Raw genomic sequence first — 21,123 nt, forward strand, 5'->3', positions numbered from 1 at the left:
TGCATCCATTGCCAAACGAGATTCAAAAAAGGGAACCGCTAGCGATAAAAAATCTGGAAAAACCGTTCGGGCATTTTTATTCCGTTTGATTTCTCTTCATCCCGGGCGATGCTCTGGGTCCGCTGCTTCCACCGTGATCCACCAGGGCAGGATGCGGCGCACCTTGACCGGCAGGGTCGCTTCCAGCGTGTTGAGAACCCGGTCAATGTCGTTGAGCGGATAGACGCCGACCAGCCGCAGTGACGCCACTTCGGGCGCGCAGCCCAGGTAGCCGTGCCGGTAGCGTCCCAATTCGGCGATGAATTCATCCAGGCGCATGCCGTCGGGCATGAGCAAGCGGCGCGACCATGCGGCCATGCTTTCATCGGCCGCAAGCGGCGCCTCGACACGGTCCTGGTCGAAGCGCACGCGCCAGCCGGCCTCGACTATCTGCGGCGTGCCCTGGCCGGAGGGCGTGAGCATGACCTTGCCTTCGAGCACCGTCAGCACCGTGCCGCGCTCTTCCAGCCGGACCAGGAAGCGGGTGCCCAGCGCCTGCATGCGGCCCGCGGCGACGTCGACCACCAGCGGGCGCGCGGGTTGGCGCTTGTCGTGGGCGGTCTGGATCATGATCTCGCCACGGTGCAGCGCCACGCGGCGCAGTACGTCGCTGAATTCGGCGTCGGCGGCGCTGGCGGTATTGAGCCAGAGCAGGGAGCCGTCGGCCAGTTGCTGGCGGCTGGTCTGGCCCACGTTGGTGCGGTATTGGGCATTGAGCGCGGCCAGGTAGCCGCGCACTTCGGGCGAACTGCCCAGGCCGCCGGCGACGGTGACGCCGGCGGCAAGCCAGGCCAGGGTCTTGATCGCCTTGCGGCGGCGCAGTCCGTTCTGGTTCAGCACGCGGTGCGTGAGCGCCGGCGGCATGGCGCCGAATTCGGCGTTGACCGCTTCCACCCGCTGCCATGCGGCGCGATGGCTGTCATCTTCTTCCAGCCACTGGCGCCAGCGCCGGCGTTCGGCCTCGCCGGCGTCTTCGGCCCGCAACGCGGCGAACCACTCGGCGGCCTGCTGCAGGTCGGCAAATGCGGGTTGGGCTTTGCCCGCCTGCGGCGGCGGCAGCGTTTCGGATGGGCGATGGAGTTGTAGGCGGTCCTGCATGGCGGATGGCTGGCGGGGAAAGGATGATCTTATTGGTCGAACAGGAGCATACATTGCAACATGGCCTGCGCCATGTATTTTTTGACCATGCGCTCGGAAACGCCCAGCTCGGCGGCGATCTGCGCATAGGTGAGGCCGTCCAGCTGCGACAGCAGAAAGGCCTGGCGCACCCTGGGCGCCAATTTGTCCAGCATGGCGTCGATGCGGATCAGGGTTTCCAGCACCAGGGCGCGTTGCTCGGGCGAGGGTTCTTCCAGCTCCGGGCGCAGGGCCAGCGCGTCGAGGTAGGCGCGTTCCAGTTCCCGCCGGCGCCAGTGGTTGACCATCAGGCCGTGGGCGACGGTGCGCAAATACGCGCGGGGCTCTTGCAGGGGTTGCGCCGGTTTGCCGGAAAGCAGGCGCAGGAAGGTATCTTGCGCCAGTTCGGCGGCATCCTCGCGCGAGCCCAGCTTGCGCCATAGCCAGCCATACAGCCAACCGTGATGGCTGCTGTAGACCTGCTCAAGGGAGTCGCCCAGGGGCGGATTGCTGGAATATGCCACGATGCTGTCAGACTTGGAACTGGACGAGACGAACGACACTGGACAAATGCGCCGATGTGCATCGGCGAACGCGAACCGACCGGTAATCGTGGCAGAAGAAGCTGGATCCGGATGGCCAATCCGACGCGGGTTGGGCGGCGGATCGGCATCCGGCGATTATATTAGGAATAATTCTTATTTACAAACTTTAGCGTTCCGCCGTTGCAATTCGAGGTCATGGCCCCGTGGAATGCCTGGCCTGCTTGGCGGTTAGTGGGTGATTGACAGGAAATCTGGGCGGATTAAGCTGCCCCCATCCTCAAATCCGGACGATGACAAGAAGGAGTTCGCCATGCCCCAAGAATCTGCCGCCACGACAACTGCACCGGTGGCCGCCTCCATGCTGGCCGAAATCTGGGCCGCGCTGGATGGCCCGCAAGCCTTGCTGGCCAACGTGCGCCTGGTTGGCGACGGCGCCTTGCCCTCGGTGTTTGCCGCCAGCGACCTGGCGCAAGCCTCGGTGGCCGCGGCCGGACTGGCGGTCGCTGAACTGGCCGAGGCCGCAGGCGGCCCATTGCCCTTGGTGGAATGCGACCGGCGGCTGGCATCGATGTGGTTTTCCAGCTCGCTGCGGGCCCAGGGCTGGACGCCGCCGGCCTTGTGGGATTCGGTGGCGGGCGACTACCGCAGCGCCGACGGCTGGGTCCGGCTGCATACCAATGCGCCGCATCATCGGGCGGCGGCCTTGCAGGTCTTGGGGCTGGATGCGCAACAAGCACCGCGTGAACAGGTGGCCGCCGCCGTGGCGCGCTGGAAGGCGGGCGAACTGGAAGCCGCCATCGTGGGCAACAAGGGATGCGCGGCGGAGATGCGCAGCCAGTCGCAATGGGCCGTCCACCCGCAGGGGATGGCGCTTGCCGCCGAACCGCTGGTCGGGCGCCAGGCGTTCGACGCCGACTGGCAACGCCCGACGCCCGCCGATCCGGCGCGGCCGCTGGCGGGCGTGCGGGTGCTGGACCTGACCCGGGTGCTGGCCGGGCCGACTGCCACGCGCTTCCTGGCGGCTTTCGGCGCCCAGGTGCTGCGCATCGATCCATCTTCGTGGGACGAGCCGGGGGTGGTGCCGGAGATGACGCTGGGCAAGCGTTGCGCCCATCTCGACCTGGGCCGGCCGGATGGCCGGCGCGCGCTGGAACATCTGCTGTCCCAGGCCGATGTGCTGGTGCATGGCTACCGTCCGCAAGCGCTGGAGCAACTGGGGCTGGGCACGGCGCGGCGGCGCCAGTTGAATCCGGCGCTGGTGGATGTGGCGCTGGATGCCTATGGCTGGAGCGGCCCCTGGGCCGGCCGGCGCGGTTTCGACAGCCTGGTGCAGATGAGTTCGGGGATCGCCGATGCCGGCATGCGCCTGCTGGGCCGCGAGCAGCCGACTCCGTTGCCGGTGCAGGCGCTGGACCATGCCACCGGTTACCTGATGGCCGCCTCGGCGTTGCGCGGCCTGGTGCGCCGGCAGCAGACCGGACAGGGCGGCGAGTATCGCTTGTCGCTGGCGCGCACGGCGCAATTGCTGGCGGCGCACCGTCCGGCAGGCGCCGAAGCGGCGTTCGCGGCCGAGCAGCCCGGCGATCTGGGGACGGCCGGGGAAAATACCGTCTGGGGGCCGGTGCGCCGCTTGCGTACGCCGCTGTCGATCGCCGGCGTGCCCATGCGCTGGGACCTGCCGGCTTCGCCATTGCGCTCGGCGCCGGCAGAGTGGCGCTGAAAACGATAGGATAGCGGCTGCCATGCGGATGAGCCTGCGCTCACCAGCGCGCTCCGCCGCATGGTGATACCCCTGTCCAATCCATTGCCAATCGAGAAGGAAAATCCCATGAAACCGATCAAGAGCCTGCTGGGCGAGTACAAGGGCGTACTGGTGTTCATGGTACTGATGGTGGTGTTGCGCAGCGCCATCGCCGACTATAACGTGGTGCCCAGCGGCTCGATGCTGCCGACGGTGCTGGTCGGCGACCGCATCCTGGTCGACAAGATGGCTTACGATCTGCGCGTGCCGCTGACGCATCTGCGTATCGCCCGCCTGGGCGAACCCAAGCGCGGCGATATCGTGACCGTCGATTCGAAGGAGGCGGGCGAACTGCTGTTGAAGCGGGTAATCGGCCTGCCTGGCGACGTGGTGGAACTGCGCGACAACGTCCTCTATATCAATGGCCAGGCCGCCAGCTACAGCCATGCCGCAGTGAAGGCGCAAGCCGGTGACGGCATCGATGAGGCCGCCTACCGCGATGAGCGCCTGGGCGACATGTCCCATCTGGTGCGCCTGTCGCAATCGCATCCCAGCCTGCGCAGCAGCTATGGGCCGGTGGTGGTGCCGGCCGAGCATTACCTGATGCTGGGCGACAATCGGGACAACAGCGCCGACTCGCGCTATTACGGTTTCTTCGGCCGCGATGAGCTGATGGGGCGCACCCGTCGCATTGCGTTTTCACTGGATTCGGAGCGTGGCTATATGCCGCGCCTGAGCCGTACGGGGCGGTTGCTGGATGGCGTGACTGCCCAACATTGAGGCGGCAGGAGGCGTTCGGCTGTTGAAATGGTCGCGATCAGGATGGGACTAAATTTAATTAATTACTTTAATTATTGTTTTTAAGTATTTGATTTTATTTGATTAAATATTTCAAGATGTAAGGCGCTGTCTATTCCTGGGCAGCGCCAGGCAAACTTCCTCCGGGTTTGTTGTCGCAATTTCCGGTTTTTTGCCGGCAAAAGTGCTCAAAGTGCTCAAGTTGTCGCAAGGCATGCCGTTATACAACACGGATTACCTGCAATTGTCATTGGAGCACATCATTTCTCTCACCTTCATTTCCGATCCGGCTACCGGCCGCCGCAGAAACGCGGTCAGCCACGACGCCATCCTCGACGCCACCTATGTGATGCTGGAGGAGATCGGCTTTGACAAGTTGTCGCTGGAAGGTGTGGCCACGCGCGCAGGCGTGGGCAAGGCGACCATTTATCGCTGGTGGCCCAACAAGAGCGCGCTGGCGATGGAAGCGCTGTTGCGCGCGGTCGAGCCGATGCCGTCGATTGGCGACAGCGGCTCCGCGCGCCAGGATATCGAAGACCACATTGCCCGCCTGGCGCAGCTGTTTCGCGGCAAGAGCGGACGTGTGGTGCGGGAGATGATCGCGCTGGCGCAGTTCGACGACGACACCATGCGCATCTTCAATGACAACTATCTGGAACCGCGCCGTTCGGCGCTGGTGGAAGCACTGCGCCGCGGCGCCCAACGCGGCGAGTTCAGGGATGACCTCAACCTGGACCTGGTATTCGATCTGCTGTACGCCCCCTTGTTGCAGCGGCTTCTTACCGGCAGTGCCGACATCGATGAGCGCCAGGTCAATGCGCAATTGAAGCTGGTGCTTGGCAGTATCGCCCTTGAGCATCCCGTCACAGAGTCATCACAGGACTGAGTAAATATTCGAGCTAACAATCGTAAATTTTGTTGAGCGCAAGATAATTTGCACCTAGAATCCGAGACGAAACGTATCGTATTGGTTCTGGGAAAGTTCCCTATTGCGAGAGCAAATGATGGCTATTCATCGCGATGGCCTGATTTGACGCTCGAATAGACGTTTTCGGCGGGTCTGCATGGAATATCCATTCCATAGGCCGATTCCGCTGAAATGCGAGCCGGGGTTTTCTCCCCGGCTCAGCCCACCCGGACACGCTTGCGTGAGCAAGCGTCCTGCCTGTCCGATACGTTCATCCAGATGCAAAGAAAACACCGGCTTCCCGCCAGGGCGGCCGGCGGACGATTGCCATGCGGCGGAGGGCGTCTTGCAGGCGGCCGTACGGTGATCCAGGGGCGTAAAACACATGCACGTGCAAGGGGAAAAAATGCACAGCGATGCGATGAGCGGATGCGGGGACGCGCCAGGCATGCCTCCACGCGAACCGGAGGGGCAACACTCGCCGCGCGGCACGGACTGGTGCCGGCGGCAACGCAAAACCAGGCGATGGTGCGCCTTCGGCGTGGTCCTGATTCCGCTCATGCTGGCCTTCTTATGGGCGCAATACGCATCGGCGCGCGAATCGGGAGAGCTGCTGTATGCCGACCGCTATTGCGGCTGCCGCGAGACGGTATCGCGCTGGGTCAGCGACTACGTCTGGACCCAGATGATCTGGCTGCCATGCAATACCCTGTTCCTGCTGGTCTGGGTGGCGCTGGCGGTCAAGCTGTGGAACGGCAAGCGGCCATCGCGCTGAGGCCGCCTTTCTTTTTGCCCGTCGGCCGGCCGCCGGCCCGGATTTCCCGGCACTGAAAAAGAACAAATAAGCTGGGCGCCCGAAAATACGAGCCGTATTTCTCGGCGCGCTTTAGAAATTATATTGTCATTGAGCAGTAATACTTCGATGTAACAATCCGCCCCGCGTCCGCTACGGCCTGATTTTTTGTTCACTTTCCTGGGATGATCGTGAAACCGCGCCACGGATCGCCTTCACAAGGGGAACTCAATGACCATCCGTCTGCGCATCACGCTGCTCGTCATACTTACATTCATCGCCATCGCCGGCATTGGCGGTTACGCGATGATCCAGTCGCGCGACAGCGCGGCGGAGGTCAGGTCGGTCACGGAAGGGGTGATGCCGAGCGTGCTGGCCTCGTCCGACCTGATGGGGCAGTTGAAGGATGTGCAGCTGGCGGCCATGGTGATGGTCACCGAAGCCGACAACCAGCTGGTGACCCAGGAAAACGAAAAACTGGCCGAGAAAAAGGCGGCGCTGGAAAAAGCCCTGGAGATGCAGGCCCAGCATGCCGACGGCGTAGCCCAGCGCGGCTTGATCGAGCAGGCGCGCGAGAGCCTGGATAACTACTTCGGCGCCATCGACAACACCGCCAAGTTCAAGCTGGCGGGCAAGAACGAGATCGCCCAGGCGCAGTTCTTCGGCGGCGTGATGCAATACCAGGCCGAACTGGAAGGCATCGTCAACACCCTGCGCATCGAGAAGAACCGTTTCAAGGACACGGCCATCACGTCGCTCAACGGCAAGCTGGCCTCGACCACCGCCACGATTTCCATCGTCACCGCAGTGGCCGTGGCGCTGCTGGCCGGCATCGGTTTCCTGCTGTATCGCCAGATCACCGGCCCGATCAGCCGCATGTCGAGCATGATGGGCGAGATCGCCGCCAGCCAGGACTTCACCCGCCGCCTGCCGGTGCAGCGCATGGACGAGGTCGGCCACTCCATCGTCGCCTTCAACGGCATGGTGGAAAAGATCGAAGAGGCTTCCGCGCAAGTGCGCCAGAAGACCGCCGACATGCAGGCCATGCTGCAGAACATTCCGCAAGGCATCCTGACCATCGTCGACGGCAACAAGATCCACCCCGAATATTCGGCCTTCCTGGAAACCGTGTTCGAGACCACCGACATCGCCGGCCGCGACCTGATGGAGCTGGTGTTCTCCGGCACCAACCTGGGCGCCGATACGCTGTCGCAGATCGAAGCCATCGGCGGCGCCTGCATCGGCGAAGACGTGATGAACTTCGAATTCAACGAACACCTGATGGTGGGCGAAGTCGAGAAGACCATGGCCGACGGCGGCAAGAAGATCCTCGATTTGTCGTGGTCGCCGATTACCGACGGCAACGACACGGTGATCCGCCTGATGCTGTGCGTGCGCGACGTCACCGAGCTGCGCCAACTGGCCGCCGAAGCCAACGAGCAAAAGCGCGAACTGGAAATGATCGGCGAGATCCTGGCCGTGGCGCCGTCCAAGTTCGGCGAATTCATCGGCAGCGCGCGCAACTTCCTGGACGAGAACGAACAGATCGTCCACCAGAATCCGGAAGCCACCGCCTTTGCGATCGCCAAGCTGTTCCGCAACATGCACACCATCAAGGGCAATGGCCGCACTTACGGCCTCTTGCACCTGGCCAACGTGGTGCACGATGCCGAACAGCATTACGACGACCTGCGCCATCCGCAAACCGGCGCCGCCTGGAACCAGGAACACCTGCTGCTGCAACTGGCGCAAGTGCGCGAGATCATCGACCGTTATGCCCGCATCAACGACGTCACGCTGGGACGCGGCGCGGCCGTCGAGTCGGGCGAAGCGGGCGCCGGCTACCAGCGCCACATTATGACGATCGACCGCAAGTACATCCAGGAAAGCCTGCATCGCCTGGAAAACGTCAATACCGCCAACCTGCACGAGCTGGTGGCGGTGCGCAACGAAGTGCGCCGCACGCTGCGCCTGTTGGGCACCGAGAGCGTGCAGGACGTGCTGGCGCCGGTGACCGCTTCGCTGCCGGCGCTGGCGGCCGACCTGGGCAAGGCGGCGCCGCTGGTGGCGATCGAAGACAACGGTTATGTGGTCCACAGCTTCGCCTCGCCGCTGCTGCAGAACGTGTTCATGCACCTGATCCGCAATGCCATGGACCACGGCCTGGAGAGCGCCGCCGAACGCGCCGCCCGGGGCAAGCCGGAGGCCGGCACGATCAAGCTGGAAATGGGCGTGATGGACAACATGTTCCACATGGCGCTGTCCGATGACGGCCGCGGGCTGGCGCTGGAGCGGGTGCGCCAGATCGGCGTCGAGAAGAACCTGATCGGCATCGACCAGGCCATGACCGATGTCGAACTGGCTCACCTGATCATGCAGCCGGGCTTTTCGACCCGCAGCGAAGTGACCGAGGTTTCCGGCCGCGGCGTCGGCATGGATGCGGTGCTGGACTTCGTCACCCGCGAGCAGGGCAAGATCGAGATCCGTTTCACCGGCCAGGATGAGGGCGCCGCTTTTCGCGCGTTCCAGATCATCGTGATGCTGCCTGAGAGTGTGGCGGTGGAAGTGGACGGCATCGACGTGCCGTATCCCGTCGCCGGCCACGAACAGGCCGCGCCGGTGGTGAGTTTGCCGCAGGGCGGCGATCCCCAGGTGGCATGAGGGATGAGGGGCCGTATCCGGCCCGGTGTGGCAGGTTTGCGCAGATTGGCGCAGATGTGAAGCGATGGTGGTGAGAAATGAATGTCATGGTGTGGAATTCGATACTTTTCCTGGCGCTGGGCGCCTTGTTGGCCGGCGTTCCGATGGCGGTGCTGTGGCGCCGCCAGAAAGCCCGCGCGGCGCGCATGATCGACCTGGCGCAGGTGGAAGCCCTGAAACGCAGTGTGCAGGAAACGCTGGAAGAGCAGCAGCGCGAGATGGCGCAGCACCAGCAGCATATCGAACAGGAGCGCCTGGAAGGCGAGCGCCGCATGGCCGGGATGCGCGACGAAAGCGCGGCGCTGGTGGCGAGTTTGAGCGAGCAGAATTCGCAAAGCATGGCGCGCGTGATGGAAAACTGCGATGCCTCGCAGGATACGATTTCCAAGCTGCTGGGCCTGATGCGCACGTTCGAGCGCTGGCACGACGACATGAACGTGCTGATTTCCCATAACCGCGAGATGCACCGCAAGAACGACGAGTTCGCGCTGATCGTCAACCAGGTCATCATCGTCGCCCTCAATGCCTCCATCGAAGCGGCCCGGGCCGGCGCGCACGGCCGCGGTTTCGCGGTGGTGGCATCCGAAGTGCGCGACCTGGCGCAGCGCGCCGAGAAACTGTCCAAGAGTTATCGCGCCAACCTGTACCAGAACGACCTGATCACCACCACCACCTTCCAGGACTTGCAAGCCGGCGGCAAGATGATCATGGGCGCCGTGATCGGGCTGGACCTGATCAACAAGCGGACCAGGGAAACGCTGGCCGAGGCGGCCTGAAGATGGAGGGCGACATGATCAGCCAATCCGCCAAAGACGGTTTCGATACCTTGTTGCGGCAAGCGCTCAGGACGGGGCTGGTGCCGGTCGATAGCGAGGCCGAGATGTCGGCCATCGACGATATTGCCTCCATCAGCGAAAAGAAGATGGTGGTGCTGACGGTGTCGTCTTATCTGTTCCGCCTGATGGTGATGTTTTATTTCACGTCGGACGCCGCCACCAAGGCGCATTTCGCGCGCCTGAACCGGGTCGCCCCGGAAGAGATGTCGGAGCAGGCCTTCATGGATGCCATCGCCGAATGCGGCAACCTGTGCTGCGGCATCCTGAACCGCGACCTGGGACGTTTCTTCCCGCACCTGGGCATGTCGACGCCGAACGTGATCGACAAGAATTGCGCGGCTTACCTGCAGACGCTCAATGTCGGCCATCTGCGCCATCTGGCGGTGGACATGCCGCAGGCGCCGCGTTTTCATATCACGCTGTGCGTATCGGCCTATGCCGAGATGGATTTTGCCGTCTCGGAAGAAGAGGCCGATGTCGGCACCGGCGAACTGGAATTGTTCTGATCCTGCATCCGATCCACCCATTTCAATTTGATTATCGAGAGAAACAACATGGCACAAATTCTGGTAGTGGACGATTCAAGCACGGTGCGCGCCGAGGTCGGCGACTTCCTCAAGAAGAACGGACTGGACGTGGCGCTGGCGGTGGACGGCCGCGACGGCTTGAACAAGTTGAAGGGCGATCCGTCCATCAAGCTGGTGGTTTCCGACGTCAACATGCCCAACATGGATGGCCTGACCATGGCCGAGAAGATCCGCGGCGAACTGGGCAATGCCAGCGTCAACATCATCATGCTGACCACCGAGAACTCGCCGATCATGAAGGAGCGCGGCAAGGCGGCCGGCATCAAGGGCTGGATCGTCAAGCCGTTCAAGGGCGACGCGGTATTGCCGACGTTCAAGAAGCTGGTCGGCGCTTAACGCTCCCGGGCACAGACGGGGAGTAGTGGAAGGGGGCAGGCCGCAGCGGTTGCGGCTTGCGGAACGTCGCCCGTCATCATGACGGCGACGTTTTTTATTGTCATTGCTCTTCGATCACCAGTTCGAAACAGATCAGCACCGGATTGCGGCCGCGCGCCAGCACGCCTTCGCATACCTTGCCTTGCGGGTTGATCAGCGCGATGTCCAGTTGCGCGCGCAGGCCTTGCGGGCCGTTCCTGACTTCGCCCGAGCGCACCAGGATCTCGGTGGCGCGGTCTTCCAGCACGCGGCCATCCTCGAAATCGGCGCCGATGATGCTGCCGACGCTGCCGCGGATGATGGCATGCTCGATGCCGTGGGAACGGCAAACATCCTCGATGGCCATGCTCAGGTCTTCATCCGGGCGGATGCGGGCCAGGACGATGCGCTTGCCCTGGCCGGCGTGCATCCGTTGTTCCAGGCGGGTGGGGTGGAACAGCGTAAAGTTGGTTTCCGGGTCGTATTTGGTAGCCATGGTGGCGTCGTGCAGGCCCCAGGCTTGCGCCTGGCCGGCTTCGGCCACGATGGTCTGGTCCATCAGCATATGGCCGCCCTGGCGTTCGCCGTCGCTGCCGCGCCAGACGGCATGGCAATGCACGAAGGGGGCGCCGTCCTTGCGGCCGTAGGTGGCGCAGGCGAATTCGATGACCGTGCCTTCTTCGATGGCGTAGGGCGCGCTGTAGAAGGCGGCATGCTGGTCGTCCACCGCCAGGGCCGGCATCAGGAAATGGTGCGGCGTCACCTTCAGGTTTTCAAAGCGCACGGTGCCGCCGGCGATGCCGGCTTGGTCCAGCGGAATGCTCATGGCATCGCGCAGCGTGCGGCCCGGTTCCAGGGTGAAGGTCTTGTGCATGGCGCCGCCTTCCAGGCTGACGATGCGTACCGGGTCGGGCTTGCCGGGATGGCGGGCGGTGCGGGCGAATGGCTGGCGCGAGGGCATTGCGGGTCTCCTTGGGCGTCTTGTTCCGAGCACGGCTTGGGCAATGTGTGCCTGGCCGTTGTGTATTCAGTAGACGATGTCTGGCGCTTATTATCCCGTTTTCCCCCGCGGCCTGCAGTTGAATGTTTTTAACCGGCCGTGATGAAACGGCGCCGGCATTGCCGGCCTGCGCAAGACGTTCAGAGCGGGTTGGGCACCAGTTCGGGAATGCCGACCACCGTGGCCCAGGGCTTGACTTGCCAGCGCGTCACCAGTCCGTGCCGGACATAGGGATCGGCCGCCGCAAAGGCTTCGGCATGGGCGGCCGGAGCGTTGAACAGCAGTAGGCCGCTTTCGGGCGGATCGCCGACGGCGCCGCCGGCCGCCAGTTCGCCGCGCGCCACCGCTGCTTTACACAATGCGAGATGCTCGCTGCGATGGGCGGGGCGGCGCTCGAGATAGTCGGGGACGAAGTCGTACATGAGCAGATAGTGCATGGCGGGTCCGGAAAGGAGTGGCAGGGCTAGGGCCTGATAACAAATGTTAACAGGCCCTAATCAATATAGCACCGGCCATCCAGGCCGGCAGGGCGGGTTGCCTGTTTTTGCGCGCGCGCCCTTGCGTTTTGGCATCTGGCTCCCATGTGGGATGCCAGCTTGTTTTCTGCTTTCAGGAGAGCCGCTGCCAGTATGAAATTTTAATGACATGCTGGAACCATTTTCCCCGTGGGACGACTGATGCAGATCGCCCGCGAAGGGCATGCAAAAAACCGAGAGACAATCATGACGCCATCGCCAAACCGCCGCACCCTGATGATTGCGGGCGGCCTCTCCACATTGCTGGGCGGTTGCGCGCTGATCCGCGAGCGTCCCGATAACCGCGCCGTCATCGCACAGAAACTGGCCGAACTGGAAAAGCAATCCGGCGGACGCCTGGGCGTCATGGCCATCGATAACATCGGCGGCGCCTCGTCCGACCGTATCGGCTATCGCGAGACCGAGCGTTTTCCGTTTTGCAGCACCTTCAAGCTCATCCTGGTCAGCGCCATTCTCAACCGCAGCCTGGAAGACAGCACGTTGCTGCAGCGCCGCGTGCGCTATGACGCGGCCGACCTGGTGGCCTATTCGCCGGTGACGGAGAAGGCTGTCGGCGCCGGTTTGTCCGTCAGTGGCCTATGCGCCGCCGCATTGCAATATAGCGACAATACCGCCGGCAACCTGCTGATCCGCGAGCTGGGCGGCATCCGTGTGGTCAACCAGTACGCGCGCGACATCGGCGATGAAAGCTTCCGGCTGGACCGCATCGAAACCGAGCTCAACAGCGCCGTTCCCGGGGACGAGCGCGACACCACCACGCCGCTGGCTATGGCCCAGAGCTTGCAGCGCCTGGTGCTGGGGGAACTGTTGCCGCCGCTGCAGCGTCGCATGCTGGTCGACTGGATGCGCGGCAATACCACCGGCGGCGCCCGTATCCGTTCGGCCATGCCATCCGATTGGGTGATCGCCGACAAGACCGGCAGCGGCGATTACGGCACCACCAATGATGTCGCGGTCATCTGGCCGGGCAGCGAGTCGCCGGTCATATTGAGCATTTACTTTACCCAGGCCGTCCAGGATGCGCCGCCGCGCAATGATGTGGTGGCCGCCGCCGCGCGAATTATCGGCGAGCATTTCATCTGACTGCCTGGCATCCGCCGCTGCCGGCGATCGGCCGATTCCGTTGGCCGATTCCGTTCGACAAAACAAAACCCGGAAGCGAACTTCCGGGTTTTGTGTTTTTCGATGCCGAAACGGGCCGGCTTCGTGACAGTATCAGTACATCAGTCTTCCTTGGCTTCCAGCGCCCGGTTCAGGCTCAGGGCCGCCAGCGAGCCAACCGCGCCCGACAGCAGGTAGAAACTCACGTAAGCCAAACCGAAGTGCGCCGACAGGCCCAGCGCCACCAGCGGCGCGAAACCGGCGCCCACCAGCCAGGCCAGGTCTTGCGTCAGCGCGGCGCCGGTGTAGCGATACTTCTTCTGGAAGTTGGCGGTCACGGCGCCGGCAGCCTGGCCATAAGACAGGCCCAGCAATGCGAAGCCGACCAGGATGAAGATGTTCTGGCCGTATTCGCCGCCATTCATCAGGGTCGGCACGAAGGCGGAGAGGATGGCGATCAGCAGCGCCATCGAGCCCAGCACGGTGCGGCGGCCGAAGCGGTCGGCGATCAGGCCCGAGGCGACGATGCCCAAGGCCATGATGACGGCGCCGATGATCTGGGTGATCAGGAAATCGTCCATGGCCCGCAACGAGTACAGCCTGGCCCAGGACAGCGGGAACACCGTCACCAGATGGAACAGCGCGTAGCTGGCCAGCGCGGCGAGGGCGCCGATGATGATGTTGCGGCCCTGGGTGCGGGACAGTTCGACCACGCCGGCCGGTTCCAGCTCGCGCTCGTCGAGCAGCTTGGCGTATTCCGGCGTGGAAACCAGGCGCAGGCGCGCGAACAGCGCGACAACGTTAATCGCGAAAGCCACGTAAAAAGGATAACGCCAGCCCCAATCCAGGAAATCTTCCGTGGTAAGATCCGCCAGCATGTAGGCAAACAGGCTCGCCGCGATGATGAATCCAAGCGGCGCGCCAAGCTGGCCGAGGGCTGCATACCAGCCGCGCCTGTTCTGCGGGGCGTTCATCGCCAGCAAGGATGGCAACCCGTCCCAGGCGCCGCCCAGCGCGACGCCCTGTCCGACCCGCAACAGGGACAGCAGGATGATGGCCCATACGCCTATGTGTTCATAAGTTGGCAGCAAAGCAATACCCGCCGTTGAAAAACCAAGCAGGAACAGCGCCAGCGTCAGTTTCACTTCTCTTCCGTAAGCCCGCTGGATCGCCATGAATATCACTGTGCCGACAGGCCGGGCAAGGAACGCGAACGCGAAGATCACGAACGCGTAAAGCGTGCCTTCCAGCCTATTCTCGAAAGGAAAGAAAATGGCCGGAAACACCAGCACGGATGCCAGCGCATATACGAAAAAGTCGAAATATTCGGAGGCCCGTCCGATCACCACGCCGACGGCGATTTCACCTGGCTCGATGTGCCCATGATCATGGGTTGCGGGGGGGACGTTGGATTGCGGCCGGAACTCGCTGGAACCTTGACCGTTGTGGATGCTGCTTGCCATGGCTTTGTCTCCCACTGTTAGAGGTTTAGTCGCAGTACGAACTCCCATCCCGGCGGGTGCTGCATGACGGGGTGGGACAAAACGTCCAATCGCCAACACACTTTATTGCCGTTACATTAGCATGCTCTGCTACATACGACTGGACTTTTCCTCCATGGTTTCTCAAATACTCCGTCGCGGATTGCTCCTCCTGCCCGCTATTCTGTTGGCTGGATGCAACACCGTCGTGATGAATCCGTCCGGCGATATCGCCTCCCAACAGGGACGCCTGATCGTCATTTCCACCGTCCTGATGCTCCTGATCATCGTCCCGGTGATCGCGCTGACCGTGCTGTTCGCATGGCGTTATCGCAAGGGCAACACCTCCGCGCCGTACGAACCCGAGTGGGATCACTCGACCCGCCTGGAACTGGTCATCTGGGGCGCGCCGCTGCTGATCATCATCGCGCTGGGCCTGTTGACCTGGATCACCACGCACACGCTGGACCCGTACCGTCCGCTGTCGCGCCTGGACGCGGAGCGTCCGATCCCGCCGGAAACCAAGACCATGACGGTCGAAGTGGTGGCGCTGGACTGGAAGTGGCTGTTCATCTATCCGGAGCAGGGCATTGCCACCGTGAACGAACTGGCCGCGCCGATCGATACGCCGATCCAGTTCAAGATCACCGCGTCGAGCGTGATGAACTCCTTCTTCATTCCCGCCCTGGCCGGCCAGATCTACGCGATGCCGGGCATGGAAACCAAGCTGCACGCGGTCATCAACAAGACCGGCGAGTACGACGGCTTCTCGGCCAACTACAGCGGCGCGGGCTTCTCGCACATGCGCTTCAAGTTCCACGGCCTGGACCAGCAAGGCTTTGACGACTGGGTCAAGAAGGCCAAGGCCGAGTCCGGCGCCATGCAGCGCGCCGACTACCTGCAACTGGAAAAGCCCAGCGAGCGTGAGCCTGCCCGCCTGTTCGGCAAGGTCGACCCCAGCCTGTTCCATGCGATCGTCAACCGCTGCGTCGAGCCCAATACGGTCTGCATGGACAAGATGATGGCCGCCGACCTGAACGTGAAGCCCGGCCAGAAGCATGAGTGACCGTTCCGAGCGCAGTAGCTGTATTGGCGCGGCAGTTGCCGGCTGCACCGTATTTTCCTTTTTCCCCGGGAAGTAAAGATGTCTGACAATTTTGACCTGATAAAGCTGATCTTCGGTCGCCTCAGCCTGGAAGCGATTCCATACCATGAGCCGATCCTGATCGGAACCTTCGCCGCAGTCGCCCTGGGCGGCCTCGTGCTGCTGGCGCTGCTGACCAAGTATCGCCTGTGGGGCGTGCTGTGGCGCGACTGGTTCACCAGCATCGACCACAAGCGCATCGGCATCATGTACATCGTGCTGGCCATCGTCATGCTGCTGCGCGGTTTTTCCGACGCCATCATGATGCGCGCCCAGCAAGCCGTCGCCTTCGGCGACAATCCCGGCTTCCTGCCGCCGCACCACTACGACCAGATCTTCACCGCCCACGGCGTGATCATGATCTTCTTCGTGGCCATGCCGCTGGTGACCGGCCTGATGAACTACGTCGTGCCCCTGCAGATCGGCGCGCGCGACGTGGCGTTCCCGTTCCTCAACAACTTCAGCTTCTGGATGACCACCTTCGGCGCGCTGCTGGTGATGGCCTCCCTGTTCGTGGGCGAATTCGCGCGCACCGGCTGGCTGGCGTATCCGCCGCTGTCGGGCATCCTGTACAGCCCGGACGTCGGGGTCGACTACTACATATGGGCCTTGCAGGTGGCCGGGGTAGGGACGCTGCTGTCGGGCGTCAACCTGGTGGTCACCATCGTCAAGATGCGCGCCCCGGGCATGAACATGATGAAGATGCCCGTCTTCACCTGGACCTCGCTGTGCACCAACGTGCTGATCGTGGCCGCCTTCCCGGTCCTGACCGCCGTGCTGGCCATGCTCTCGCTGGACCGCATCTTCGGCACCAACTTCTTCACCAACGACATGGGCGGCAACGCCATGATGTACGTGAACCTGATCTGGATCTGGGGCCACCCCGAGGTCTACATCCTGGTGCTGCCGGCGTTCGGCATCTTCTCCGAAATCGTCTCGACCTTCAGCGGCAAGCGCCTGTTCGGCTACACCTCCATGGTGTACGCGACCGTCGTGATCACCATCCTGTCGTACCTGGTGTGGCTGCACCACTTCTTCACCATGGGGTCGGGCGCCAGCGTCAACTCGTTCTTCGGCATCACCACGATGATCATCTCGATCCCGACCGGCGCCAAGATCTTCAACTGGCTGTTCACCATGTACCGCGGTCGCATCCGCTTTGAAGTCCCCATGCTGTGGACCATCGGCTTCATGATCACCTTCGTGATCGGCGGCATGACCGGCGTGCTGTTGGCGGTTCCCCCGGCCGACTTCGTGCTGCACAACAGCCTGTTCCTGATCGCCCACTTCCACAACGTGATCATCGGCGGCGTGGTGTTCGGCATGTTCGCCGGCATCAACTTCTGGTTCCCGAAGGCCTTCGGCTTCAGGCTCAACGATTTCTGGGGCCGCTGCTCGTTCTGGTTCTGGCTGGTCGGCTTCTACCTGGCCTTCATGCCGCTGTACGTGCTGGGCCTGATGGGCGTGACCCGCCGCGTGAGCCACTTCGACGATCCGTCGCTGCAGATCTGGTTCGTGATCGCCGCGCTGGGCGCCGGCCTGATCGCCCTGGGCATCGCTTCGTTCATCATCCAGATCTACGTGTCCATCCGCGACCGCAAGAAGCTGGCCGACGTCACCGGCGACCCGTGGGGCGGCCGTACCCTGGAATGGTCGACCTCGTCGCCGCCGCCGGCCTACAACTTCGCGTTCACCCCGGTGGTGCATGACAACGACGCCTGGACCGACATGAAGAAGCACGACTACAAGCGTCCGCTGGGTGACTTCGTCGAGATCCACATGCCGAAGAACACCGGCGCCGGCTTCATCATCGCGGCCCTGTCGGCAGCGTTCGGTTTCGCCATGATCTGGCAAATGTGGTTGCCGGCAGCGGCTGCCCTGATCGCCGTGGTGGTAGCGACTATCGTCCACACCTTTAATTACAACCGCGACTACTACATCCCGGCCGACGAAGTCGTCCGGGTCGAAGCAGAGCGCACTCGCCTGTTGAATAGCCATGTCTGAAGCGATTAATCCCACGGCCGACGCGACGCCAAGCTCGCGTTTCTGGACCCGCCATCACCATCCGGAAAACGGTACCCTGCTGGGGTTCTGGATCTACCTGATGAGCGACTGCCTCATCTTCGCCTGCCTGTTTGCGTGCTACGCCGTGCTCGGCCGCAACTACGCAGGCGGCCCGACCGGCGCCGAACTGTTCGACCTGCCGCTGGTGGCGTTGAACACCGCGCTGCTGCTGCTGTCGTCGATCACCTATGGCTTCGCCATGCTGGCGATGCAAGCCAAGAAGCAGCAGAACACGCTGGTCTGGCTGGCCATCACCGGCCTGCTGGGCGCAGGCTTCATCTACTTCGAACTGTATGAGTTCCTGCACCTGATCCACGAAGGCGCCGGCCCGACCCGCAGCGGTTTCCTGACCTCGTTCTTCGCGCTGGTCGGCACCCACGGCCTGCACGTGTCCTTCGGCATCATCTGGCTGATCGTGCTGATGTTCCAGGTCAACAAGCATGGCCTGACCCCGGAAAACGGCCGCCGCCTGATGTGCCTGTCGATGTTCTGGCACTTCCTGGACGTGGTCTGGATCGGCGTCTTCACCTTTGTCTACCTGATGGGAGTCCTGCCATGAGCCGCGGCCACCAAGAACACCCGGCCCGCCCGATGGGCCAGCACGACGATCACCACGGTCATGACCACCATGGCCATGACGACCACGGCGCGCATGGTTCGATGAGGGACTACGTCACCGGCTTCGTGCTGGCCGTGATCCTGACCGCCATCCCGTTCTGGCTGGTGATGGGCAAGAAGATCGAAAGCCCGAGCAGCATGGCGATGGTCCTGCTGGCCTTCGCCGCCGTGCAGATCGTGGTGCACATCAAGTACTTCCTGCACATGAACGGCAAGTCCGAAGGCGGCTGGAACATGCTGGCGATGATCTTTACCGTCGTCATCGTGGGCATTACGCTGGCCGGCTCGCTGTGGGTCATGTACCACCTGAACCACAACATGATGCCGGGCATGTCGCCGCAGAACATGCCCAATGAAACCGTGCCGCAGTCGATGCAGCAAAGCATGTCCGGCATGCAGCACGAGATGCAGCAGGCGAAATGAGCCAAACGCCACGCAAACGCGTGACGCAAGGCATCGAAACGGGGCGCGCGCAAGCCGCCCCGACATCCCGCTCAAGAGCCAGCCTGATTTTCCTGGCGCTTTGTGCGGGATTTTTCTTTATGGCCTTCGTCGCGCTCGGAACCTGGCAGGTCTACCGCCTGCAATGGAAGCTGGCGCTGATCGCCAAGGTCGATGCGCGCGTGCACGCGGCGCCGGTGCCGGCGCCCGGGCATGCCTTGTGGCCGCAAGTCTCGTCGGAGACCGACGAATACCGCCGCGTCAGCCTGAGCGGCCGCTTCCTCTATAGCAAGACCACTGCCGTCCAGGCCAGCACCGACCTGGGCAGCGGCTCCTGGCTGCTGACCCCGCTGCAGACCGCCGACGGCGACCTGGTGCTGGTCAATCGCGGCTTTGTCGGCGCCGCGCCGATCAAGCTGATCGCCAGCACCGCGCAGGATGGCCCGGGCGAACCGCCGGTCGAGGTGGTGGGCCTGATGCGCATGAGCGAGCAGGGCGGCGGTTTCCTGCGCAGCAACGAGCCGCAGCAGAACCGCTGGTATTCGCGCGATGTGCAGGCAATCGCTGCCGCGCGCGGCCTGGCGCCGGAGCGCGTGGCGCCTTACTTCGTCGATGCCGACCGCGCGTCGTCGCAAGCCAATGCCGCCAGTGCCCCCGATGCCGAAAAACCGGTCGGCGGGCTGACCGTGATTGCCTTCCACAACAGCCACCTGGTCTATGCGCTGACCTGGTATGCGCTGGCGCTGATGATCGCAGGCGCCGGTTTCTGGGTAGTGCGCGACGAACGCCGCCGCGCCGGCCAGGAAAAGAAAGATGACGAACGGCACTGAGACTACCGGGGCCGCCGGGGCCGGCAAGCCCCGGACGCTCAAGGAGCGCTGGCAGCGCCTGAGGCAGGGCCAGGAAAACCCGGCCGGCCATCAGAACATGCTGCTGCTGATCCAGCTGCGCTGGCTGGCGGTGCTGGGGCAGATCTCCACCGTCGCCTTCGTGGCGCTGGTGTTCGACATCCACCTGCCGCTGCCGCACATGCTGGAGGTGCTGTCCTGCCTGATCGCCTTCAATATCGCCAGCCACCTGCGCTGGCATGAGCGCCGCACGGTCACCAACGCCGAACTGTTCCTGGCCTTGCTGGTGGATGTGGCGGCGCTGACTTTCCAGCTGTATCTCTCCGGCGGCATCACCAATCCGTTCGCCTTCCTCTACCTGATGCAGATCATCCTGTCGGCGGTGCTGCTGCGGCCGTGGTCGAGCTGGGCTATCGTCGGCATCACCATGGGTTGCCTGGCCGGCCTGGCGCTGTTTTCCGAACCGCTGGCGCTGCCGCCCGACCACAGCAACGGCTTGTTCAGCCTGTATGTGGAAGGCACGCTGATCTGCTTCCTGCTCAATGCCGGACTGATGGTGTTCTTCATCACCCGCATCAACAGCAACCTGCGCGCCGGCGATGCCATGCTGGCCGACCTGCGCCAGCGCGCCGCTGAAGAAGACCACATCGTGCGCATGGGCCTCCTGGCCTCCGGCGCGGCGCATGAACTGGGCACGCCGCTGTCGACCGTGTCGGTGATCCTGGGCGACTGGCGCCGCATGCCGGAAATCAGCCAGCGCCAGGAACTGCTGGACGACATCAGCGAGATGGAAGCGCAACTGCAGCGCTGCAAGGCCATCGTCAGCGGCGTGCTGCTGTCGGCCGGCGAAGCGCGCGGCGAATCCTCGGTCAAGACCACCCTCAATACCTTCCTCGACAGCGTCGCCGAAGACTGGCGCAAATCGCGGCCGGTCACCGAGTTCGAGTACCGCAACCTGATCGAGCAGGACGTGCCCGTGGTGTTCGACTCGGCCATCAAGCAGATGCTGGGCAATGTGCTGGACAACGCCTTCGAGGTATCGCCCGACTGGATCTCGCTGCTGGTGAAGCGGGAAGGGGATCTGCTGCAGATGGAAGTGAGCGACCGCGGGGACGGCTTTCCGGAATGGATGCTCAGCCAGCTCGGCAAGCCTTACCAGTCGACCAAAGGCAAGCCGGGCCGGGGGCTGGGATTGTTTTTCGTGGTCAACGTCGCCCGCAAGCTGGGCGGGCGGATTGCCGCCAGCAACCGCCCAACCGGCGGCGCCACGGTGACGCTCACGCTGCCGCTGTCGGCGATCAGCCTGGAAGACGCGCCGGATTCGCCGGCTCCACCCGGCTGATTTTCGACTGATCCTCGGCGGATCAATGTCGATCAATCCCTATTCAATCCCTATTTCATGCCTCGGTATAGGTGCCGAAACCCGATCTCGCCATACAATAGCGGGTTAGGAAAGTAGAAAGAAATATGGGAA

20 protein-coding genes are annotated in these 21,123 nt (G+C 63.2%); 15 read left to right on the forward strand and 5 right to left on the reverse strand.

From position 1 onward, the window contains the following. Window positions 1–96: 96 nt before the first annotated feature. Window positions 97–1,137: a FecR domain-containing protein gene (locus tag AC07N6_RS06855; RefSeq protein WP_494779560.1), complete on the reverse strand. Its 1,041-nt coding sequence runs from the start codon at window positions 1,135–1,137 to the stop codon at window positions 97–99. 29 nt (window positions 1,138–1,166) lie between these two features. Then, the gene (locus AC07N6_RS06860) at window positions 1,167–1,679 is read right to left on the reverse strand and encodes a sigma-70 family RNA polymerase sigma factor (protein WP_494779561.1); all 513 of its coding nucleotides are present in this window, start codon (window positions 1,677–1,679) and stop codon (window positions 1,167–1,169) included. Between the two features lie 331 nt (window positions 1,680–2,010). Between AC07N6_RS06860 and AC07N6_RS06865 the strand changes: the two genes are divergently transcribed. From AC07N6_RS06865 to AC07N6_RS06900, 8 genes are all read left to right on the forward strand, one after another. Further along, the gene (locus AC07N6_RS06865) at window positions 2,011–3,420 is read left to right on the forward strand and encodes a CoA transferase (protein ID WP_494779562.1); all 1,410 of its coding nucleotides are present in this window, start codon (window positions 2,011–2,013) and stop codon (window positions 3,418–3,420) included. Between the two features lie 108 nt (window positions 3,421–3,528). Next, on the forward strand, window positions 3,529–4,221 hold the full coding sequence (lepB, locus tag AC07N6_RS06870) for a signal peptidase I (protein ID WP_494779563.1): 693 nt from the start codon (window positions 3,529–3,531) through the stop codon (window positions 4,219–4,221). A gap of 202 nt (window positions 4,222–4,423) precedes the next feature. Next, window positions 4,424–5,125 (forward strand): TetR/AcrR family transcriptional regulator, encoded by a 702-nt coding sequence (locus AC07N6_RS06875; protein WP_494779564.1) that lies wholly within the window; start codon window positions 4,424–4,426, stop codon window positions 5,123–5,125. A gap of 580 nt (window positions 5,126–5,705) precedes the next feature. Then, window positions 5,706–5,921 (forward strand): hypothetical protein, encoded by a 216-nt coding sequence (locus AC07N6_RS06880; RefSeq protein ID WP_494779565.1) that lies wholly within the window; start codon window positions 5,706–5,708, stop codon window positions 5,919–5,921. 249 nt (window positions 5,922–6,170) lie between these two features. Next, entirely contained in the window at window positions 6,171–8,600 is a 2,430-nt protein-coding gene (locus AC07N6_RS06885) for an ATP-binding protein (RefSeq protein WP_494779566.1), read from the forward strand. A gap of 89 nt (window positions 8,601–8,689) precedes the next feature. Beyond that, a complete protein-coding gene (locus tag AC07N6_RS06890) occupies window positions 8,690–9,415 on the forward strand; it encodes a methyl-accepting chemotaxis protein (protein WP_494780254.1) in 726 nt (241 codons plus the stop codon). Between the two features lie 14 nt (window positions 9,416–9,429). Beyond that, the gene (locus AC07N6_RS06895) at window positions 9,430–9,981 is read left to right on the forward strand and encodes a hypothetical protein (protein WP_494779567.1); all 552 of its coding nucleotides are present in this window, start codon (window positions 9,430–9,432) and stop codon (window positions 9,979–9,981) included. A 48-nt stretch (window positions 9,982–10,029) separates the two neighbouring features. Then, window positions 10,030–10,398 carry a response regulator gene (locus AC07N6_RS06900; RefSeq protein WP_494779568.1) on the forward strand — a complete coding sequence of 123 codons (369 nt, stop codon included), beginning with the start codon at window positions 10,030–10,032 and terminating at the stop codon, window positions 10,396–10,398. A 100-nt stretch (window positions 10,399–10,498) separates the two neighbouring features. Here the strand turns inward: AC07N6_RS06900 and AC07N6_RS06905 are convergent, their stop codons facing one another. Both AC07N6_RS06905 and AC07N6_RS06910 read right to left on the reverse strand, forming a co-directional pair. After that, window positions 10,499–11,377 (reverse strand): PCC domain-containing protein, encoded by an 879-nt coding sequence (locus tag AC07N6_RS06905; protein ID WP_494779569.1) that lies wholly within the window; start codon window positions 11,375–11,377, stop codon window positions 10,499–10,501. Window positions 11,378–11,556: 179 nt separating this feature from the next. Further along, window positions 11,557–11,853, reverse strand: a complete 297-nt coding sequence (locus AC07N6_RS06910; RefSeq protein WP_494779570.1) for a YciI-like protein — start codon at window positions 11,851–11,853, stop codon at window positions 11,557–11,559. A 285-nt stretch (window positions 11,854–12,138) separates the two neighbouring features. Between AC07N6_RS06910 and bla the strand changes: the two genes are divergently transcribed. Next, window positions 12,139–13,035, forward strand: a complete 897-nt coding sequence (bla, locus tag AC07N6_RS06915; protein WP_494779571.1) for a class A beta-lactamase — start codon at window positions 12,139–12,141, stop codon at window positions 13,033–13,035. A 140-nt stretch (window positions 13,036–13,175) separates the two neighbouring features. Here the strand turns inward: bla and AC07N6_RS06920 are convergent, their stop codons facing one another. Further along, window positions 13,176–14,516 carry an MFS transporter gene (locus AC07N6_RS06920; RefSeq protein ID WP_494779572.1) on the reverse strand — a complete coding sequence of 447 codons (1,341 nt, stop codon included), beginning with the start codon at window positions 14,514–14,516 and terminating at the stop codon, window positions 13,176–13,178. 154 nt (window positions 14,517–14,670) lie between these two features. On the opposite strand from AC07N6_RS06920, the gene cyoA reads away from it, so the two are divergent. The 6 genes from cyoA to AC07N6_RS06950 all read left to right on the forward strand — a co-directional run bounded on the left by cyoA (window position 14,671) and on the right by AC07N6_RS06950 (window position 20,991). Beyond that, window positions 14,671–15,600, forward strand: coding sequence for a ubiquinol oxidase subunit II (cyoA, locus tag AC07N6_RS06925; protein WP_494779573.1), 930 nt, complete (start codon window positions 14,671–14,673; stop codon window positions 15,598–15,600). Between the two features lie 78 nt (window positions 15,601–15,678). Continuing rightward, complete coding sequence (gene cyoB / locus AC07N6_RS06930; RefSeq protein ID WP_494779574.1) at window positions 15,679–17,682, forward strand: cytochrome o ubiquinol oxidase subunit I; 2,004 nt, start codon at window positions 15,679–15,681, stop codon at window positions 17,680–17,682. Further along, window positions 17,675–18,301, forward strand: coding sequence for a cytochrome o ubiquinol oxidase subunit III (gene cyoC / locus AC07N6_RS06935; RefSeq protein ID WP_494779575.1), 627 nt, complete (start codon window positions 17,675–17,677; stop codon window positions 18,299–18,301). The genes cyoB and cyoC overlap by 8 nt, the downstream gene beginning before the upstream one ends. Then, on the forward strand, window positions 18,298–18,783 hold the full coding sequence (cyoD, locus tag AC07N6_RS06940; protein WP_494779576.1) for a cytochrome o ubiquinol oxidase subunit IV: 486 nt from the start codon (window positions 18,298–18,300) through the stop codon (window positions 18,781–18,783). Before cyoC ends, cyoD begins: the two co-directional genes overlap by 4 nt. Then, on the forward strand, window positions 18,780–19,631 hold the full coding sequence (locus AC07N6_RS06945) for an SURF1 family protein (protein ID WP_494779577.1): 852 nt from the start codon (window positions 18,780–18,782) through the stop codon (window positions 19,629–19,631). Before cyoD ends, AC07N6_RS06945 begins: the two co-directional genes overlap by 4 nt. Continuing rightward, entirely contained in the window at window positions 19,615–20,991 is a 1,377-nt protein-coding gene (locus tag AC07N6_RS06950) for an ATP-binding protein (protein WP_494779578.1), read from the forward strand. Before AC07N6_RS06945 ends, AC07N6_RS06950 begins: the two co-directional genes overlap by 17 nt. Window positions 20,992–21,123 lie beyond the last annotated feature (132 nt).

The sequence above is a fragment of the Herbaspirillum sp. GW821-FHT09A12 genome, from assembly GCF_059418325.1.

Coding starts and splice junctions, on each gene's coding strand:
- AC07N6_RS06855 (WP_494779560.1), bottom strand. CDS start 1,137: ATGCAGGACCGCCTACAACTCCATCGCCCATCCGAAACGCTGCCGCCG.
- AC07N6_RS06865 (WP_494779562.1), top strand. CDS start 2,011: ATGCCCCAAGAATCTGCCGCCACGACAACTGCACCGGTGGCCGCCTCC.
- lepB (WP_494779563.1), top strand. CDS start 3,529: ATGAAACCGATCAAGAGCCTGCTGGGCGAGTACAAGGGCGTACTGGTG.
- AC07N6_RS06880 (WP_494779565.1), top strand. CDS start 5,706: ATGCTGGCCTTCTTATGGGCGCAATACGCATCGGCGCGCGAATCGGGA.
- AC07N6_RS06885 (WP_494779566.1), top strand. CDS start 6,171: ATGACCATCCGTCTGCGCATCACGCTGCTCGTCATACTTACATTCATC.
- AC07N6_RS06895 (WP_494779567.1), top strand. CDS start 9,430: ATGATCAGCCAATCCGCCAAAGACGGTTTCGATACCTTGTTGCGGCAA.
- AC07N6_RS06900 (WP_494779568.1), top strand. CDS start 10,030: ATGGCACAAATTCTGGTAGTGGACGATTCAAGCACGGTGCGCGCCGAG.
- AC07N6_RS06905 (WP_494779569.1), bottom strand. CDS start 11,377: ATGCCCTCGCGCCAGCCATTCGCCCGCACCGCCCGCCATCCCGGCAAG.
- AC07N6_RS06910 (WP_494779570.1), bottom strand. CDS start 11,853: ATGCACTATCTGCTCATGTACGACTTCGTCCCCGACTATCTCGAGCGC.
- bla (WP_494779571.1), top strand. CDS start 12,139: ATGACGCCATCGCCAAACCGCCGCACCCTGATGATTGCGGGCGGCCTC.
- AC07N6_RS06920 (WP_494779572.1), bottom strand. CDS start 14,516: ATGGCAAGCAGCATCCACAACGGTCAAGGTTCCAGCGAGTTCCGGCCG.
- cyoA (WP_494779573.1), top strand. CDS start 14,671: ATGGTTTCTCAAATACTCCGTCGCGGATTGCTCCTCCTGCCCGCTATT.
- cyoB (WP_494779574.1), top strand. CDS start 15,679: ATGTCTGACAATTTTGACCTGATAAAGCTGATCTTCGGTCGCCTCAGC.
- cyoC (WP_494779575.1), top strand. CDS start 17,675: ATGTCTGAAGCGATTAATCCCACGGCCGACGCGACGCCAAGCTCGCGT.
- cyoD (WP_494779576.1), top strand. CDS start 18,298: ATGAGCCGCGGCCACCAAGAACACCCGGCCCGCCCGATGGGCCAGCAC.
- AC07N6_RS06945 (WP_494779577.1), top strand. CDS start 18,780: ATGAGCCAAACGCCACGCAAACGCGTGACGCAAGGCATCGAAACGGGG.
- AC07N6_RS06950 (WP_494779578.1), top strand. CDS start 19,615: ATGACGAACGGCACTGAGACTACCGGGGCCGCCGGGGCCGGCAAGCCC.